Genomic DNA, 15,723 nt, shown 5'->3' on the forward strand with positions numbered 1-15,723 from the left:
GGCCCGTCAGCGTGGCTGGAACTGCGGGCCCTGCGGCGGCAGCGCGAACGGCGGCTGGGCGACCGGGGGTTGGTAGGCGGGGGGCTGCGGCGGGTAGCCGTACCCGGGCTGTGCCTGGGGCTGTGGTTGCGGTTGGGGCTGGGGTGCCTGCTGCGGCTGGTAGGGCGGGGGCGGCGGGATCGGGCGCGGTGCGGCCGGGGTCAGTGTGTAGCTCTCCGGCTCCAGGGCGAGCGGGGTGATCGGGGTGGCCGGGGTGATCGGGACCACGGTCGGCGGGGCCGAGGGCGCGTGCGCGGCGTCGTCCTCGACCGTGATGCCGTAGTCGGTGGCCAGCGCGCCCAGACCGTCCGCGTACCCCTGGCCGATCGCGCGGAACTTCCAGCCACCGCCCCGGCGGTAGAGCTCGGCCACCACCAGCGCGGTGACCTGGCCCGCGTCGGTGCAGGCGAACTGGGCGATCGGCGCGGTGCCGTTCGGCGCGGCGGCGTCGTGCAGCACCACCCGCAGGTCGGTCAGCGCGGGGAAGGCACCGCCCTCGGCCGAGCCGGCCAGCACCACCCGGTCCACCTCCGGCGGCAGCTTGTCCAGCTCCACCTCGACGGTGTCGGCGACCTCGGCGCCGCTGCGCTGCTTCGGCAGGTGGCGGACCAGGCCGGACGGATGGCGGGGCTGGTTGTAGAAGACGAAGTCGGCGTCCGTGCGGACCTTGCCGTCGGTGCCGACCAGCAGCGCCGAGGCGTCCACGTCCGGTGCGCCCGCCGTGGCCGTCCACCGCAGCACGGCACGGACGGCGGCGGCCGTCAGCGAGATGTTGGCGCCCTTGGCCATCACGTGCGTCATAGCGGACCATCCTGCCGGTTCCCGACCACTCCGGACAACGCGGAGTCCGGCTCCGTCCGCCTGTGCTCGGCCTGCACTCTTCCTCCGCACCCGCTCCACCGGTGCTGGACGGCGAACGCCTCCTTTGTGACGCGGACGGTAATCTTCCGAGAAATCGACGTTTCAGGTGTTCGGAGTGGCCGAAATCGACCGTACGATGGCCGCTTGCGGCGTCGGCCACCAACTCACCCGACCCCAACCGTCTTTCCTACCCCACCGAGCCGTCCCGCGAACCTTCGGGACGGCCCGTCCGTCTATCCAGAGACAGCCCACACTCCGACCTCCCGGGAGAGCACCATGCGCCACTTCGGCCATCTCGCTGCAGCCGACCGCAGCCGCCTCTTCCTGGAACAGCCGGGTGAGTTCCACCGGGACAGCCCCGCCGAGCTGCTCTCCACCGCGCTGGGCGCCACCCTCTACAGCCCCGCCACCCGGAGCACCCTGCTGGTGGACGTCCGCAAGCAGGCCGCCCGGGGCGTGGTGTCGATGGTGCTCTGCCTGGAGGACGCGATAGCCGACCACGAGGTTCCGGCCGCCGAGGCCAACCTGGTCACCCAGCTCACCGAGCTGTACGCGGCCGGCCCCGGCGACGACCTCCCGCTGCTCTTCGTCCGGGTCCGTACGCCCGGGCAGATCACCGAGCTCACCGACCGGCTCGGCCCGGCGGTCGGGCTGCTCACCGGCTACGTGCTGCCGAAGTTCACCGAGGAGAGCGGCGGCCCGTTCCTGGAGGCGCTGACCGCCGCCGAGGAGACCAGCGGGCACCGGCTGTTCGCCATGCCGGTGCTGGAATCGCCCGAGCTGGCCCACCTGGAGACCCGGCGCGAGCAGCTGTTCGGCATCGCCCGGCTGCTGGAGAAGTACCGCAAGCGGGTGCTCGCCGTCCGGCTCGGGGTGACCGACCTGTGCTCCGCGTACGGGCTGCGCCGCTCGCCCGACCTGACCGCCTACGACGTGGCGCTGGTCGCGGGCGTGATCGGGGACGTGGTGAACGTGCTTGGCCGGGCCGACGGCACCGGGCACACCGTGACCGGGCCGGTCTGGGAGTACTTCCCGGTCCAGGAGCGGATGTTCAAGCCCCAGCTGCGCCGGACCCCGTTCGCCGAGGCCCACCCGCCGGCCGAGGGGCTGCGCCAGCGGATCATCGACCACGACCTGGACGGCCTGATCCGCGAGATCGAACTCGACCGCGCCAACGGCCTGTTGGGCAAGACCTGCATCCACCCCAGCCACGTCCCCGCGGTGCACGCGCTCTCCGTGGTCACCCACGAGGAGTACTCGGACGCCCGGGACATCCTGCAGCGGCACGAAGGCGGCGGCGGGGTGCTGCGCTCGGCGTACACCAACAAGATGAACGAGGCGAAGCCGCACCGGGCCTGGGCGGAGCGGGTCATGCTGCGCGCCCAGGTGTTCGGGGTGGCCCGCGAGGACGTCAGCTTCGCCGAGCTGCTGGGTGCCTGCCTCTGCACCTGAGTTACCGTCGACAGTTCGCGCCGTTCGAGGCGTTCGAGGGTTTTTGAGGGCGTTCGTACCGAGAAAGCAGGAGTTTTGGCAGTTCAGGACGTATCAGGGACGTGGTCCGGCGGTTGGGTCACCGAGCGGCTCGGTCTCCGGCTCACCGGCTCGCCCGAACTGCCGGAGCTGATCGGGCTCGCGCTGCGGGAGAACAAGAAGCGGGCCCACCTGCTGGTCTCCCAGGTGCTCGGCAAGCACGTGCCGCAGCGGCCCGCCGTGGTGCACGGCGCCGGGGTGGAGCTGGGCCGCCGGGTCCGCGAGCTGCTCGGCCCGGACGCGGCGGACGCGGTGGTGCTCGGGTACGCCGAGACCGCCACCGCGCTCGGGCACAGCGTCGCCGACGGCCTCGGCGCGCCCTACCTGCACTCCACCCGGCGGCCGGTGGCCGGGGTCGCCCCGGTCGGCGGCTTCGAGGAGGAGCACTCGCACGCCACCTCGCACCTGCTGCTGCCCACCGACCCGGACTTCCTGGCCGGGGACGGGCCGCTGGTGCTGGTGGACGACGAGTTCTCCACCGGCACCACCGTGCTCAACACCATCCGGGCGCTGCACGCCCGCCACCCGCGCCCGCGCTACGTGGTGGTCGCCCTGGTCGACCTGCGGACCGAGGCGGACCGGGCCAGGCTGACCGAGGCCGCCGCCGAGCTCGGCGCCCGGCTCGACCTGCTGGCCACCGCCACCGGCGGCGTCGAGCTGCCCGCCGACGTACTGGACCGGGCCGCCGAGCTGATCGCCGCGGCCCCGGCCCAGGCCCCGCCGGACGGCCCGTCCGCGCCGCTCCAGCGGGTCGAGCTGCCCTGGCCCGCCGGGCTGCCCGAGGGCGGCCGGCACGGCTTCTCCACCGCCGACGCGGGCCGGCTGGACGCCGCGCTGCCGGAGCTCGCGGCCCCGCTGGCCGAGGCCCTGGCCGGGCGGCGCAACGTCCTGGTGCTCGGCTTCGAGGAGCTGATGTACGCGCCGCTGCGGATCGCCGGCGCACTGGGCGAGCTGATCGGCGAGGACAAGGTCCGGTTCTCCACCACCACCCGCTCGCCGGTGCTGGCGGTCGACCACCCCGGCTACGCGATCCGGACCCGGCTGGCCTTCCCCGCGCACGACGACCCGGCCGACGGGCCGGGGGAGCGGTACGCCTACAACGTCGCGCCCGGCGAGGACGCCGGGCGGCGCTTCGACGCCGTGGTGCTGGTGGTCGACCAGCCCGCCGACACCCCCGCCCTGCACGAGGGCGAGCGGGCGCTGCTGCGTCAACTCCGCCGGGTCACCGACCTGGTGGTGCTCGCCGTGCTGCCGTCCGTTTCTGTGAGCCCGCTGCCGCCCGTTCCCGTGAGCCCGCTACCGTCTGTGAGTCCGATGAGCACTCCCGCCCCGCTGCACGGCCCCGCCTTCTCCTCCTACCCGGCCGAGGACGTGAGCTGGCTGCTCACCGACCTCTCCGAGGTCGCGCTGGAGGCGCCCACCGAGGAGCGCGAGGAGGCGGTCCAGTCCGGTGGTGCGCACTACGCCGAGTCGCTGCCGGTCGAGTACCAGCCGAGCCCCGAGTATCAGGAGCTGTTCCAGCAGGCGCTGACCACTTCGGTGGACCGGATCGCGCTCGCGGTCGGCACCGTGGCCGAGACGCTGCGCCGCGAACGCCTGGGGGCTGGAAGCGAGTTGGTGTTCGCCTCGCTGGCCAGGGCCGGTACGCCGGTCGGCATCCTGCTGCGCCGCTGGTTCGCCTTCGCGCACGGTCTGGACACCCCCCACTACGCGGTCTCGATCATCCGCGGCAAGGGCATCGACCCGGTCGCGCTCCGCTACCTGGCCGAGCGGCACGACTCCCGCCAGGTGGTCTTCGTGGACGGCTGGACCGGAAAGGGCGCCATCACCCGGGAGTTGGCCGCCGCGCTGGAGGGCATGCCGTTCGACCCCGAGCTCGCGGTGCTCTCCGACCCGGGTCGCTGCGTGCGTACGTACGGCACCCGGGACGACTTCCTGATCCCCTCCGCCTGCCTCAACTCCACGGTCTCCGGCCTGATTTCGCGCACCGTGCTGCGGTCCGACCTGATCGGCCCGAACGACTTCCACGGCGCCAAGTACTACCGCGAGCTGGCCGGGGCGGACGTCTCGCGCGGCTTCGTCGAGGCGGTGGCCGGCCGATTCACTGCTGTGCACGCCGACGCGGTGAAGGCCGCCGACGAGCTGGCCGTGGTCGACCGGACCCCGGACTGGGCCGGCTGGGCCGCGATGGAGCGGATCAGCACCGAGTACGGCATCGACAGCGTCAACCTGGTCAAGCCCGGGGTCGGCGAGACCACCCGGGTGCTGCTGCGGCGGGTGCCGTGGCGGATCCTGGCCAAGCGCGGCACCGGAGCCGACCTGGACCACGTCCGTCTGCTCGCCGCCCAGCGCGGCGTGTTCGTCGAGGAGGTGGACGACCTGCCGTACTCCTGCGTCGGGCTGATCCACCCCCGTTTCAGCCGCGGCGCGACCGGCGCCGACGGCACGGCAGTCAAGGTGGAGCACTGATGGACCGTCAGTTCATAGTCGCCAGCGATCTGGACCGTACCCTCATCTACTCCAACCGGGCCCTCGCCCTGGACGTGCCCGACCGGCTGGCCCCCCGGCTGCTCTCGGTCGAGGTGCACGACGGCAAGGCGCTCTCCTTCATGACCGAGCAGGCCGCCGAGCTGCTGGTCGAGCTGGTCCAGCGAGCGGTCTTCGTGCCGGCCACCACCCGGACCAGGGCCCAGTACGAGCGGGTCAACCTGCCAGGCCCGACGCCCGGTTGGGTGCCGCCGTACGCGATCTGCGCCAACGGCGGGCAGCTGCTGGTCGGCGGCGTCCCGGACAAGGACTGGCAGTCCGAGGTCAAGTCCCGTCTGAAGAGCGGCAGTTCGCCGCTGGCCGAGGTGGTCGAGCACCTCGCGGTGAGCGCCGACCCGGAGTGGACCCACAAGCGCCGGGTGGCCGACAACCTGTTCGCCTACCTGGTGGTCGAGCGGGCCATGCTGCCCGCCGGCTGGGTCGAGGAGCTCACCGGCTGGTGCGCCGAGCGCGGCTGGTCGGTCTCACTGCAGGGCCGCAAGGTGTACGCGGTGCCCACCCCGCTCAGCAAGAGCTCGGCCCTGGCGGAGGTCGAACGCCGGGTCGGCGTGGCGTCCGGCCGTCAGGCCACCGTGCTCTCGGCCGGTGACTCGCTGCTGGACGCGGACCTGCTGCTGGCCGCCGACCACGGCTGGCGCCCCGGTCACGGCGAACTCGCCGACGCGGGCTGGACGGCGCCCGGGGTGACCGCGCTGACCCAGATCGGGGTGGCGGCGGGGGAGGAGATCGTCCGGCAGTTCCTGGCGGCGGTCGGCGTGGTGACGCCCGCTGGGGTGGCTCAGGCGGGTTCGTGACGTAGGGGCCCGCGTTTCTTGCGCGGGCCCCGCATCACTTCAGCTAGCCGCAGCAGCCACCGCCGCAGCAGCCGCCACCCGAGGGCTGCTGCGGCGCGCTGCCTGCACTGCCGCCGGCGCCGGTCACCGCGACGGCGGAGAGCAGCTTGACGGTGTCGGTGTGCCCCTGCGGGCAGAGGGCCGGGTCGTTGGCCTGGGCCATGGCGCGGCGGAGTTCGAACGTGGCGCCGCAGGTGCGGCAGCGGAAGTCGTAGCGAGGCATGCCCGCAGCGTACCCAGTGCCGGCCGACTTGGTGTCAGTCGGACTTGCGCTTCTCCCGGACGTACACCTGCTTGCGCAGCTTGGCGACCACCGAGCCGTCCGCCGCCAGCACCTCGGTGTGGAACCAGACCAGCGCCTTCTTGCCCTCCGCCGTGAGCTCGCGGATCTCGGTCAGCCGGTCCTCGGTGAGCACGAACTCGGCGAAGACGTCGCCGCGCCCGGGGGAGACGAACTCGATCTCGGCGGCGGCGTCCCAGACCACGTAGCCCGGGCCCAGGTTCTGCATCACCAGCAGCATCCAGAACGGGTCGGTCATCGCGAAGATCGAGCCGCCGAAGTGGGTGCCGACCCAGTTCCGGTTGAACCAGCGCAGCCGCAGCCTGACCTTCGCGGAGCGGAAGTCCGGCGAGACCGCGAGGACCCGGATGCCCGCGAACAGGAACGGCGGCCAGAGGTTGATCCCGCGCCGGAAGGTGGTGGCGCTCAGGGTGCGCTTGCGTGCCATGGGGCGACTCTAGCAAGGAAGTTACCGGTGGGTAATGTGATCGCCGTCACTTCCCCTCCGGCTAGCTGTGCGTGCCCCGGATCAGTGCGACCACCTCGGCGGCGGTGTCCCGGACCGCGGTCAGCTCGGTCAGGAAGTGCCAGTAGTCGGGGTGCCGCCCGGCCTCCTCGAGCGTCGCCACCGCCCGGTCCAGCCGGGCCACCGCGGCGTCCAGCGGGGCCGCGTGCCGCGGGTCCGGCGTCTGCCGTCCGGCCATCGCCAGCCGCTGGGCGTCCCGGACCGCGAACCTGGCCCGCTCGATCTCCTGGTGCGGGTTGTGCGAGACCTCGTTGAGCTGCCGCAGCCGCCCGTGCACCGCCGCGATCGCCTCGTCCGCACTCTCCAGCAGCGCCCGTACCGTCCCGATCGCCCCGGTCGCGTCCGGCCAGCGCTGCTCGTCCCTGGCCCGGACCGCCTCGGTCAGCTTGGCCCGGGCGGCGCCGACCGCCTGGGTCGCCTGCTCGGGTACGTGCTGCAGGTCCTGCCAGCAGGCCAGGCTGAACCGGCGGCGCAGCTCGCTCAGCGCGGGCTCGATGCTCTCGCTCTTCGTCTCCAGCGCCTGGATCCTGGTCCGCAGGCTGCCGACCCTGCGGTCGATCTCCTTGGCCTTCTCCGGCCGTTGCTCGGCCGAGATCCGGATCGCGTCGGCGCGCAGCGCCACGTCCTCGGCCCGCTTGAGCGTCGGCGCCACGCCGTGCCGGCCCGCGCCCTCGTTCAGCCTGGTCAACTCCGGTGCCAGCTCGGCCAGTCGGGCCGCCAGGTCGTCCGCCTTCAACCCCGCCGAGCGCACCGCCTCCAGCGCGGTGGTCGCCCCCAACAGTGCCCGCTTGGCCCGCTCCACCGCCGGGGTGACCCGGATCAGCTGGGCCTCGGCGTGCTGGAGCAGCGGCTGCAACCGGGTCAGGAAACCGGTCAGCTCGGCCTGCGTACCGGTTAGCTTCTGCTTGGCCTGATCCAGTTGCCGGCGGGCCTGGCCTGCGGCCGCCGCGTCCAGCTCCTGGTCCTCCAGGTCGTGCGCGTCCAGCGCGGCCAGGTACTCGACGCTGACCTCGTTGACCCGGCCGGAGAGCCGCTGGAAGTCGGTGAGCGCCTGACGGGCCGTCCGGTCGTCCTCGGCGGCGCGGACCGTCTCGACCGCGAGCTCGACCTCCCGCTGGGTGGAGTCCAGCTCGTAGAACGCCTGCTGCGCCGCATCCCTGGCGGCCACCGCCTCCGCCCGCTGCGTATCGGCCCGCCGCCACCAGCCACCCCGCCCGCCGCCGCCACCGGCCACCCTCACGCCCACGCTCCCAGTCCGGTCCGCTCGCCTCGCCCCATTCTCACCGATCCCCCCACGATCCCGGCACCCCCTTCGGTCCCAGCTTGCCCCCACCCCCCGAATACCTGCGGCGGAGCACTCCCGGGACCAGGTACTCTTGGCTCTCGTCGTACGCCGCCGGACCTCCGGCGCGCCGCGACGGGGGCGCATAGCTCAGCGGTAGAGCGCCGCCCTTACAAGGCGGATGTCGGCGGTTCGAAACCGTCTGCGCCCACCCCTCGCGAGCAGCGAAGATGACGCAAAGGCCCAGGTCAGGACGTAAGTCCGAGCCTGGGCCTTCTGCTTGACTCCCGGTCTGTCTACAGTCCCTCTCGGTCTGAATACGGGACTGCTACACGACTTTGCCCACTAAATTCCCACTAAATGATCTAGGGGAACGTGCAGGTGAGCCGACTTGTGGGCAAGCGAGAGCCCCCAGGCGTGAGTGGGCGCCTGGGGGCTCATCGGCACCAGGGGTGGAGGGGGGTCAGGTCGCCTCCCCGGTGCCGCGTCGCCAAGTTCCCGCCGGGTGACGGGTATGCGGCGAGCGCGAGGTCAGTAGGATGCGAGCACCCTTGCGGGATGGCACCCTCGGACCTCAGGTTCCCGATGCCAGCGCCTGTTCCTAGCGGGCACTGCCATCGGGGGTACAGGGCCCGGCCGGTCAGCATGGTCGTGCTGGCCGGCCGGGTTGATTCTGGTCAGCCGCCCCAGCTGGAGTCGCTGCCGAGCGCGACGATCTGGGTGCTGGTCGGCGTCGGGCTCGGCTGCGGGGCGACGATGCCACCCCAGCTGGAATCGGCGACCGCCGGCGGCGTGGACGTAGTGGTGAGAACCGCTGCCCCGCCGACGAGCGCGGCTCCAGCGAGGAGCGCCGCGGCGGCTTGGGCGAGCGATCTGCGAACGAGCATGGGTGACCCCTTTCACTGCGTCAGCAGTTGTGGCGGGAGGGACGGTTGGTCACTCCCCGTACGCACCAGTGTTCGGGTGGGCCGTTGTCATTTCAAGGACTCCTGATCCAGACTTTGGAAGGCTCCGAATTCGGCAAGGATCAAAGGGGGGCGAAATGCCCAAGTCGGACAACTTGAATGCTGAAGCGTTGCTGAAAAAGGAGACTCGGCAGCTCTACCTCGACATCCTCGCTGGGAACTCGGCCGCGCCGGCCGGGTCCGATCTGGACCATCTGATGAGCCTTCGGCTCGTAACGCCCGACGTCAGTCGCCCTGGGCATTACCTCCCACTTGACCCGGAGCCCATTGGCCACCACTGGCAGACCACCATGCAGGCCGTGGCGAGCACCATGCTGGAACAGGCCACCTTTCTTCCGAAGCAGCTCCGCGAGCTGTCCACCGCCTACAGGCGGGCTCAGCGGTCTGACCACGGTGGTGGCTACGAGTACCTGACAGGTCTTCAGGTCATCCAGGATCGACTCACCCCGCTCCTTGCCGGTTGCGCGGAAGAACTGCTGACGGCCGTGCCCCGGAACTCCCGGCCACACGAACTGCTGGCCCTGTCCTACCGCCGCGACCTCGAAGTGCTGGCCGGTGGCGCCCAGATGCGCACCGTCTATCCGACTGCTGCTCGGGCCGACGAACCCATGGGCATGTGGACCGCCACGATGACCACGGCTGGCGCGCAGATCCGGACAAGCGCCTCGCCGTTCGCCCGCGCAACGGTGATCGATCGCCAGGTAGCGGTGGTCGACGTACTCACACCGTGGACAGGCGAGGGTGAGGTGCCCGTCCGCGCGTTCTTCCTCTATGACGAGGGCTTGGTCGCGCACGTGGTCGACAGCTTCGAACGCACGTGGGCGGCGGCGACGCCGTGGGACGGCAAGCAGGCCCTCCCGCTCCTCACCCCAATGCAGCAGCGGGCTCTTCGCCTTACGGCTGACGGGCTTGATCAGGCTGCGGTGGCCGCGCGAATCGGGATATCCACTCGGACGGTGGTGCTCCAGCTCAAGCTGGCGCGGGAGGCGGTGGGGGCTGGATCGCTGCCGCAGTTGATGCACTGGTGGGGGAAGAACGACCTGGTCTTCCAGGACGGCTTGGTGGATCAGGTCGAGTAGGAGATCACGATGGTGTGCTCCCGGCCTTCGGACGCGTAGGTCAGGGAGTACTTGCCGTCGCGCCGGACGAAGCTGGCCACAAGGCTGCGGCCGTTCTCGGTGCCGAGCAGGGTGGCGTACGCGACCCGCTGTGCGCGGTCGAGCGGCAGGTGAGCGAGGTGTTCCTCGACTGCTGTAATCGCCGCGTCGAGGGTGTGGTGTGGCTTCGGGGCGGGGACTCCGTCGAGGGTGACGGTGCAGGTGCTCAGGACGTGCTCCAGTGCTTACTTCTGAATTATGGGCGGGTCAGGTTGGTTGGACGCGGAGCGCCCGGCCGGTATGCGGCCGGGCGCTCGTGCCCTACTCGGCGGGCTGCGTCGGGGGTGTCGGCTGGGACGGGCCGGCGGGCGGTGCCGTGGGGCCGCCGTCGGGCCGGGGCTGGCTCGGGTCACGCTGGCCCTGGTCCACCTGGTCCTCCTCCTGCTGGTCGATCTGTGGCTCGCACGGGTGTCGGACCGTCAGGCGCGGGTGCGCGCGGGTCGGGCCACGGGTGCCGCGCCGGGGCTCGTGCCAGCCCCGGGCCTCCCCGCCGGGAACGGTGCCGCTCACTTGCCGGTCCGGTCGACGGACGGCAAGGAGTCGAGGAAGCCGAGCGCGGCCTGCTGCTGCTCGGGGGTGGAGTTCGGATCGGTCGCGGCGTTCGCTGCGGAACCGAGAGCGGCCGCGAGGTCCAGCAGCGGGTCGGGCTCCCACAGGTCATCGGGCTCAGGTGTGGACACGGGTGCTCCTCTTCTTGGTGGTGGGTGTGGTGTCGGTCTGCTGGGCGATCCAGAGCTCAACCCGGATTTCGGAGGTGAACGGTTCGGGCTCGCCGGTCCCGGCGCCGGTCCCGATTCGGCGGACCCAGTCGCGGTGCTGGTGGTCCCATACGCCCCACATCTGCAGCGCGCGCCCCAGCCCGGGCAGCGGGCGCGGCTCGTACCGGTCAGCCACAGGCCGTCTCCGACAGCGGGACGATCGGCTCCGGGTCAGGTTCGATCTCGGGGATCATCCGCCACGGCCGGGACAGCACGTGGCTGTAGCTGCGGTGGTCCGGATTCGCCTGTAGGTGCTGGAACGACCAGCTGCGGGCGGCCTCGAAGTCCTCGCCAGCGGCGGACTGCTGGCCGCAGAGGATGCCCTGCTCGTTCTCGCCGTTGCACTGGAAGAGGTGCAGGGTGGGCGGGGCGTCCGGCTCGAGGTCGGGGGTGGTGGTCCAGTTCATGTGCCGGTACCGGCGGGTGATGCCCATGGCTCGCCTCTCGTCTGGGTGGCGGGTCGTCAGGTGGAGGGGACCAGGTGGAGCCGCAGCGGTCGGCAGCACGCGCAGGTGCTCACCGGGCAGTCGCAGACCAGGGCCGGGCTGCCGGCCGTCTCGCGGATGCCGCCGGGGCAGCCGTGGTGGGCGCCGGCCTGGCACTCGACGGATATGTACTGGCCGTCCCGGCGGCAGTCGACGGTGAAGGCGACCCCGGGAAGCGCGAACTCGCCGTCGACTCGGTAGTTCGGGAGCGAAACGGCGGTCATCAGTCGGCCGCCATGCACGGTGCGCACGACCTCACGGCCCAGCCGAGGGGCGCTTCCCCGGTCGGGGTGTAGACGTGGCCGGCGTCGACCAGCTGGTGGTCGGTGCCGCAGCCGATGCAGCGGCGGCCGTGGAGCTGCTCGCTGGTGATCTCGATCTCGCACTCGTCCCCGGTGAGGGGCCGGAGCGTGACGAGCACGGCCGCCGGGGCGGGGGACGCAGATGTCATGGGAGGAGCATCGGCGGGCCTGCCCTGCCGCACCATGACGACCTATTCATGATGAGCAGCTTCGTTCATACGGAAGTCGTGATGAGCAGGCAGCTCATCACGAGTGCGTCGTGATAGCCGAGTTCAGATGCCAGTCGGACCGCTACCGTGGTGAGACACCGTCAGGCCCACAGCTCTGGAGCCACCGTGTCCCGCATCAACCCTCGCCCCGCCGCCGCCCGCCTTCGCGCAGAGGCATCTGCGAGCGGCTGGGAATCGTGGCAGCTCGTTCAGCGCATCAGCACCACCTGTGAGGTCTCGCTGCTGCAGAGCCATCGGCTCGCCCGAGGCTGGACCCTGGACGCTGCGGTCACCGCATACGCGCTGCTGCGAGGCCGCCTGACGGTGCAGCAGCTCTCAAGCTGGGAGGCCAGGACCGCACGCCCCGGTCCCGCGCACCTCGACGGGCTCTGCGCTCTGTACGAAACCCGGCCTGACCGGCTCGGCTTCGCTGTCGACTACACGCCTGCTGCCGCTGCCGACTCCGTTTCCCTGGAGGAGGAAGCTCCGGGCCCCCGACCGGCCCGAGGGCGCGATCCGCGCCAGGAGGAGCGGCAGCAGATACTGCGATCTCTCCTCCACGGCGCTGGAGTTAGCCTGTCTCAGCCAGTCCTCGCCACCCTCGCCGGTGTCCGCCAGAGCCTGGCCGAGGCCCTCACCGAGAGCGTGAGCGAGCTAACGATGGAGCAGTGGGAGCGCTCGGCCGCTGAGTACGGGCACGCCTACCAGATGCGGCCGCCGCGCGAGCTGCTGGCCGAGTCGGTCCTGGACTTCGTGGAGGTGCAGCAACTTCTCGAACAGCGACAGGCCGCCGACTACCGGACACGGCTGTGCCACGTGGCCGCTCAGCTGGCCGGCACCGCAGGAATCGCGTTGGTGGCGCTCGGCGAACAGCGCGAGGCGAGGAGCTGGTTCCGGTGCGCGCAGCTGGCCGCAGAAGAGACCGCCGACCGCGGCCTGCGGGCATGGCTGATCGCCCGAGAGGCGGTCATCCCCTTCTACTACGGCTCGCCACGGGCGGCCGCAGACCTCGCAGAGCGGGCCCGAATGGTGGCCGGCGGGACCCCGAGCGCAACTGCCGCGTGGGCACCGTCGTTGGAGGCCCGGGCGCTCGCTCGGCTCGGCCGCGCCGACGACGCCCGGCAGGCCATGCGCCTCGCCGAGCAGGCGTTCGCGAGACTGGACCACACCCAGACCGACGACACGGCTTACGGCTACACCGCCCGCCAACTGCAGTGGCACATCGGCAGCATGCACACCACGCTCGGCGACACCCGCCGGGCGCAGGCGGCCCTCGACACGGCACTGACGATGTACGCCCCCGCCGAGTACCTCGACCGGGCACTGATCGCCCTGGACCAGGCGGCTGGCCTGATCAACGTTGGTGAGGTCACCACCGCCGCGCAGGTCGGGCTCCAGACGCTGGAGCGGCTGCCCGCAGAGCACCGAACCGGCATCGTGGTGACCCGGGCGCGGGAGATCGCCGCAACAATCCCGGCCCGGGCCGGCCGGACGGCCGCTGTGCGTGAACTGGCCGAGGCAGTCAGGGCGCCTCGGGTGCTGACGGCGTAGGGCGCCGGGCGAGGAGCTGGAGGAGGCCGGTGACAGCGACTCCGGCGACGATCTCGCGGCGGTCGATCATGTCCTGGATGCGATCGAGGGGGATCCACTCGATACGGTCCGCTTCGTGGGTGTCGACGGGTGGGGCGATGTACTCGGCGCCGTGGGCAAGGAAGACGTGGTGCTCTGCGTTGCTCATCCCGCCAACGGGCTGGTTGTAGGCCAGAGGCTCCACGGAGTCGACCCGCCAGCCGGTCTCCTCTTCGACCTCGCGGGCGGCGGCGGCCTCGAGGGCCTCGCCGTCCTCCACGATGCCGGAGGGGATTTCCCAGTTCCAGGTGTTGGTGGCGAAGCGGTGGCGCCACATCATGAGCACTCGGAGCTGGTCGTCCAGGACCACGGTCGCCGCTACCGGGGCCCACTTCACCAGATGGTGTTCGTACCTGGGCTGCCCTGGGGGCTCGACGTCCACCAGGTCAAGCTCGACCCAGGGGCTGGTGTAGATGGTCCGACTGCCGTGAACGGCCCACTCGCTGGTCATGCGCGTGATCTTGTCATAGCAGTCTCGCGCGCCGGTCCGTCGGGCTGTCGGTGGCCGGGCCTACGATCGCGCACGTGAGCGACACACCCATCGAGATCCCCGCAGACCTGATCGACCTGCACCGCCAATGGGCCGCCGCCGACCAGGCGGTCCACGAGCGGATCGCCCAGATCGAGCAGCACGAAGCCGAACACGGCCGGCCCCCGCTCCCGACCACCCCGGACGACCCCGGACGCGCGGACGACCAGCTCGCCAAGCTCAGGCAGGCCCGCGGCGAGGCGGCCGCCGAAGTTCGCGCCCGAGTGGCCGAGGTGGCCGGAGACCCGTCCCGCCGCTGGGCCGTTCAGGCAGCGCTCCTCGAGGCGGCCGCCGAGCCCGCTGCGGTGTAGCGAGCGACTGCGTAGCTTCAACGGGGCCTACAGGCTCCGGGCCAGGTCGTCCCGGAGGCCGGTGCGGGCCTGTGCCCTGCCGAGGTGAACGACCCGGCCGTCCTCGGTTGGCAGGGCGAGCCGGTGTGCTGAGCCCGCGCCGGCGCTGCCGCGGCCGCTGACCAGCACGGTGATGTCGCGGCCGGTGATCTGTCCGTGCCCGTCACCGATGCCGTGCCACACCGGGTCGACGACGTCGAGCCGCAGGTGCTGGCCGGGCCACGGCGCGGCGGTCACCAGGGTGCAGTGGTGGCGCCGCAGGAGTGCGGTCAGGCGCCGGGCGAGCACCGGGTCCGGGGCGTCGTCGCCCTCGACCAGGATCAGCGGCACCGCGGGCGCAAGCGCGGAAATCACCTCGGCCGTGGCCGCCCCGGCCCGGTCCACGAGCAGGATCCGGTCCAGCTCCGCGCCGAGGCCAGCGAGCGCGGCGAGCCCGACGTCCACGCCGTTGAGGATGGCGAGCCAGTCCGCTCCGTGCTCGTCGGCGGCGTGCATCCCGGCTACCAGCGCCAGTCGCAGCCCCGGATCGGTGGACTGCACCACCTGACCCGGCACCAGCGCACCGGCGGGTAGCAGCGGCCGCAGCGCGTCCAGCACCGGCACGGTCTGCAGCTGTCCGGCGTGGGCGCGGTGCGTGGGTGAGGTGACGGCGAGCAGCTCGGCCAGCCGCTCGTGCTCCTCGGGTAGCGGGGCGGTCGGCCGGCGGTCGGTCAGGCTCACTGCGCGCGCCCTGTGGCCGTGTCGGTCAGGGCGGCGGTGTCAGGGTGGTCGGGGACGGGCCGGACGGTGACCGGGTCGTAGACCACGTAGTGCGAGCGCGCCCTGTACTCGCCGGTCAGAACCTCGGACGTCGCCTGAACCTCGGCGATCCAGGGCCCGCCGAGCAGCTGGTGCCAGGCGAGCTGCCGGACCCCGATCCAGCGCCCGACCCGGCGGACCCACAACAGCCGCCAGCCCGTCCGGACGGTGCGCCCGGTCCCGGGCTCCGGCCGGTCGGTCAGCACGGTGTCCGCCGCCGGCGAGTCCTCCGGCACGGGGACGGGCACCACCGCGGCGGGGTCGTACTGGTACCAGCCGCTCTCGTAGCCGGGGACGTCGCCGAACTGGATCGTCACCTGCCACTGCGGATCGTCCTGGTACTGCCGCCAATACAGCAGCAGGCCGGTCCGCCACTGGCCGCCGGCGCGCAGCCACACCGGGGTGAAGGCCGTCCGGTCGCGGCGCGGGTCCGGGCCGCTCACTGGCCGGGCCGGGCTCTCCCGCGCGTCACCCGGCTCGTACGCGGGGAGAAGCGAGCCAGAGAACGGCGCAGGTGGGGGACGGTTCACATCTCCCACCATACGAACCTTTGTTCGACTAGGCCAGCGGCAGGAGCCCTCGCCGTCGGGGCCACGCAGAGCCAGGGGTGCAACGAAGCCGCCCCGCCCCTCCCGAAGGAGAA

General features: G+C 71.9%; 20 protein-coding genes and 1 tRNA gene. 7 read left to right on the top strand and 14 right to left on the bottom strand.

Annotation, left to right across the window (positions count from 1 at the left end):
* Nucleotides 1-6: 6 nt before the first annotated feature.
* Nucleotides 7-840 (bottom strand): TerD family protein, encoded by an 834-nt coding sequence (locus F4556_RS25890; RefSeq protein ID WP_184920078.1) that lies wholly within the window; start codon nucleotides 838-840, stop codon nucleotides 7-9.
* A 336-nt stretch (nucleotides 841-1,176) separates the two neighbouring features.
* On the opposite strand from F4556_RS25890, the gene F4556_RS25895 reads away from it, so the two are divergent.
* From F4556_RS25895 to F4556_RS25905, 3 genes are all read left to right on the top strand, one after another.
* Complete coding sequence (locus tag F4556_RS25895; RefSeq protein WP_184920080.1) at nucleotides 1,177-2,352, top strand: HpcH/HpaI aldolase/citrate lyase family protein; 1,176 nt, start codon at nucleotides 1,177-1,179, stop codon at nucleotides 2,350-2,352.
* Nucleotides 2,353-2,427: 75 nt separating this feature from the next.
* Entirely contained in the window at nucleotides 2,428-4,899 is a 2,472-nt protein-coding gene (locus F4556_RS25900; RefSeq protein ID WP_184920082.1) for a phosphoribosyltransferase, read from the top strand.
* Nucleotides 4,899-5,771 (top strand): HAD family hydrolase, encoded by an 873-nt coding sequence (locus F4556_RS25905; RefSeq protein ID WP_184920084.1) that lies wholly within the window; start codon nucleotides 4,899-4,901, stop codon nucleotides 5,769-5,771. The genes F4556_RS25900 and F4556_RS25905 overlap by 1 nt, the downstream gene beginning before the upstream one ends.
* Nucleotides 5,772-5,814: 43 nt before the next feature.
* Here the strand turns inward: F4556_RS25905 and F4556_RS25910 are convergent, their stop codons facing one another.
* From F4556_RS25910 to F4556_RS25920, 3 genes are all read right to left on the bottom strand, one after another.
* A complete protein-coding gene (locus tag F4556_RS25910; RefSeq protein WP_184920087.1) occupies nucleotides 5,815-6,033 on the bottom strand; it encodes an FmdB family zinc ribbon protein in 219 nt (72 codons plus the stop codon).
* A 34-nt stretch (nucleotides 6,034-6,067) separates the two neighbouring features.
* Complete coding sequence (locus F4556_RS25915; RefSeq protein WP_246511087.1) at nucleotides 6,068-6,538, bottom strand: DUF4442 domain-containing protein; 471 nt, start codon at nucleotides 6,536-6,538, stop codon at nucleotides 6,068-6,070.
* Between the two features lie 61 nt (nucleotides 6,539-6,599).
* Nucleotides 6,600-7,856, bottom strand: coding sequence for a coiled-coil domain-containing protein (locus F4556_RS25920; protein WP_376775747.1), 1,257 nt, complete (start codon nucleotides 7,854-7,856; stop codon nucleotides 6,600-6,602).
* Nucleotides 7,857-8,037: 181 nt separating this feature from the next.
* Between F4556_RS25920 and F4556_RS25925 the strand changes: the two genes are divergently transcribed.
* A tRNA-Val gene (locus F4556_RS25925) sits at nucleotides 8,038-8,109 on the top strand.
* A 466-nt stretch (nucleotides 8,110-8,575) separates the two neighbouring features.
* On the opposite strand, the gene F4556_RS25930 is transcribed toward F4556_RS25925, so the two are convergent.
* Nucleotides 8,576-8,785, bottom strand: a complete 210-nt coding sequence (locus tag F4556_RS25930) for a hypothetical protein (RefSeq protein ID WP_184920089.1) — start codon at nucleotides 8,783-8,785, stop codon at nucleotides 8,576-8,578.
* Nucleotides 8,786-8,940: 155 nt separating this feature from the next.
* On the opposite strand from F4556_RS25930, the gene F4556_RS25935 reads away from it, so the two are divergent.
* A complete protein-coding gene (locus F4556_RS25935) occupies nucleotides 8,941-9,942 on the top strand; it encodes a helix-turn-helix domain-containing protein (protein ID WP_184920091.1) in 1,002 nt (333 codons plus the stop codon).
* 339 nt (nucleotides 9,943-10,281) lie between these two features.
* On the opposite strand, the gene F4556_RS25940 is transcribed toward F4556_RS25935, so the two are convergent.
* From F4556_RS25940 to F4556_RS25965, 6 genes are read right to left on the bottom strand one after another with little or no spacing between them, the layout of a single operon-like run.
* The gene (locus tag F4556_RS25940) at nucleotides 10,282-10,530 is read right to left on the bottom strand and encodes a hypothetical protein (protein ID WP_184920093.1); all 249 of its coding nucleotides are present in this window, start codon (nucleotides 10,528-10,530) and stop codon (nucleotides 10,282-10,284) included.
* Nucleotides 10,527-10,700: a hypothetical protein gene (locus F4556_RS25945; protein WP_184920094.1), complete on the bottom strand. Its 174-nt coding sequence runs from the start codon at nucleotides 10,698-10,700 to the stop codon at nucleotides 10,527-10,529. The genes F4556_RS25940 and F4556_RS25945 overlap by 4 nt, the downstream gene beginning before the upstream one ends.
* Entirely contained in the window at nucleotides 10,687-10,914 is a 228-nt protein-coding gene (locus F4556_RS25950) for a hypothetical protein (protein ID WP_184920096.1), read from the bottom strand. The genes F4556_RS25945 and F4556_RS25950 overlap by 14 nt, the downstream gene beginning before the upstream one ends.
* Complete coding sequence (locus tag F4556_RS25955) at nucleotides 10,907-11,212, bottom strand: DUF7848 domain-containing protein (protein ID WP_184920098.1); 306 nt, start codon at nucleotides 11,210-11,212, stop codon at nucleotides 10,907-10,909. The genes F4556_RS25950 and F4556_RS25955 overlap by 8 nt, the downstream gene beginning before the upstream one ends.
* 29 nt (nucleotides 11,213-11,241) lie before the next feature.
* Nucleotides 11,242-11,487: a hypothetical protein gene (locus F4556_RS25960; protein WP_184920100.1), complete on the bottom strand. Its 246-nt coding sequence runs from the start codon at nucleotides 11,485-11,487 to the stop codon at nucleotides 11,242-11,244.
* On the bottom strand, nucleotides 11,487-11,714 hold the full coding sequence (locus tag F4556_RS25965) for a hypothetical protein (RefSeq protein WP_184920102.1): 228 nt from the start codon (nucleotides 11,712-11,714) through the stop codon (nucleotides 11,487-11,489). Before F4556_RS25965 ends, F4556_RS25960 begins: the two co-directional genes overlap by 1 nt.
* A 186-nt stretch (nucleotides 11,715-11,900) precedes the next feature.
* Between F4556_RS25965 and F4556_RS25970 the strand changes: the two genes are divergently transcribed.
* A complete protein-coding gene (locus F4556_RS25970; RefSeq protein ID WP_184920103.1) occupies nucleotides 11,901-13,325 on the top strand; it encodes an NsdA family TPR-like regulatory protein in 1,425 nt (474 codons plus the stop codon).
* Here F4556_RS25970 and F4556_RS25975 read toward each other — a convergent pair.
* The gene (locus F4556_RS25975) at nucleotides 13,297-13,854 is read right to left on the bottom strand and encodes an NUDIX domain-containing protein (protein WP_184920105.1); all 558 of its coding nucleotides are present in this window, start codon (nucleotides 13,852-13,854) and stop codon (nucleotides 13,297-13,299) included. The two genes, F4556_RS25970 and F4556_RS25975, sit on opposite strands and share 29 nt — an antisense overlap.
* A 74-nt stretch (nucleotides 13,855-13,928) precedes the next feature.
* On the opposite strand from F4556_RS25975, the gene F4556_RS25980 reads away from it, so the two are divergent.
* Nucleotides 13,929-14,243, top strand: coding sequence for a hypothetical protein (locus F4556_RS25980; protein ID WP_184920107.1), 315 nt, complete (start codon nucleotides 13,929-13,931; stop codon nucleotides 14,241-14,243).
* A 27-nt stretch (nucleotides 14,244-14,270) separates the two neighbouring features.
* On the opposite strand, the gene imuA' is transcribed toward F4556_RS25980, so the two are convergent.
* A complete protein-coding gene (gene imuA' / locus F4556_RS25985; RefSeq protein WP_184920109.1) occupies nucleotides 14,271-15,002 on the bottom strand; it encodes a DnaE2-dependent mutagenesis accessory factor ImuA' in 732 nt (243 codons plus the stop codon).
* Nucleotides 14,999-15,610 carry a hypothetical protein gene (locus tag F4556_RS25990; protein WP_184920111.1) on the bottom strand — a complete coding sequence of 204 codons (612 nt, stop codon included), beginning with the start codon at nucleotides 15,608-15,610 and terminating at the stop codon, nucleotides 14,999-15,001. The genes imuA' and F4556_RS25990 overlap by 4 nt, the downstream gene beginning before the upstream one ends.
* Nucleotides 15,611-15,723: the final 113 nt, after the last annotated feature.

This window comes from Kitasatospora gansuensis (genome assembly GCF_014203705.1).
Classification (GTDB): Bacteria; Actinomycetota; Actinomycetes; order Streptomycetales; family Streptomycetaceae; genus Kitasatospora; species Kitasatospora gansuensis.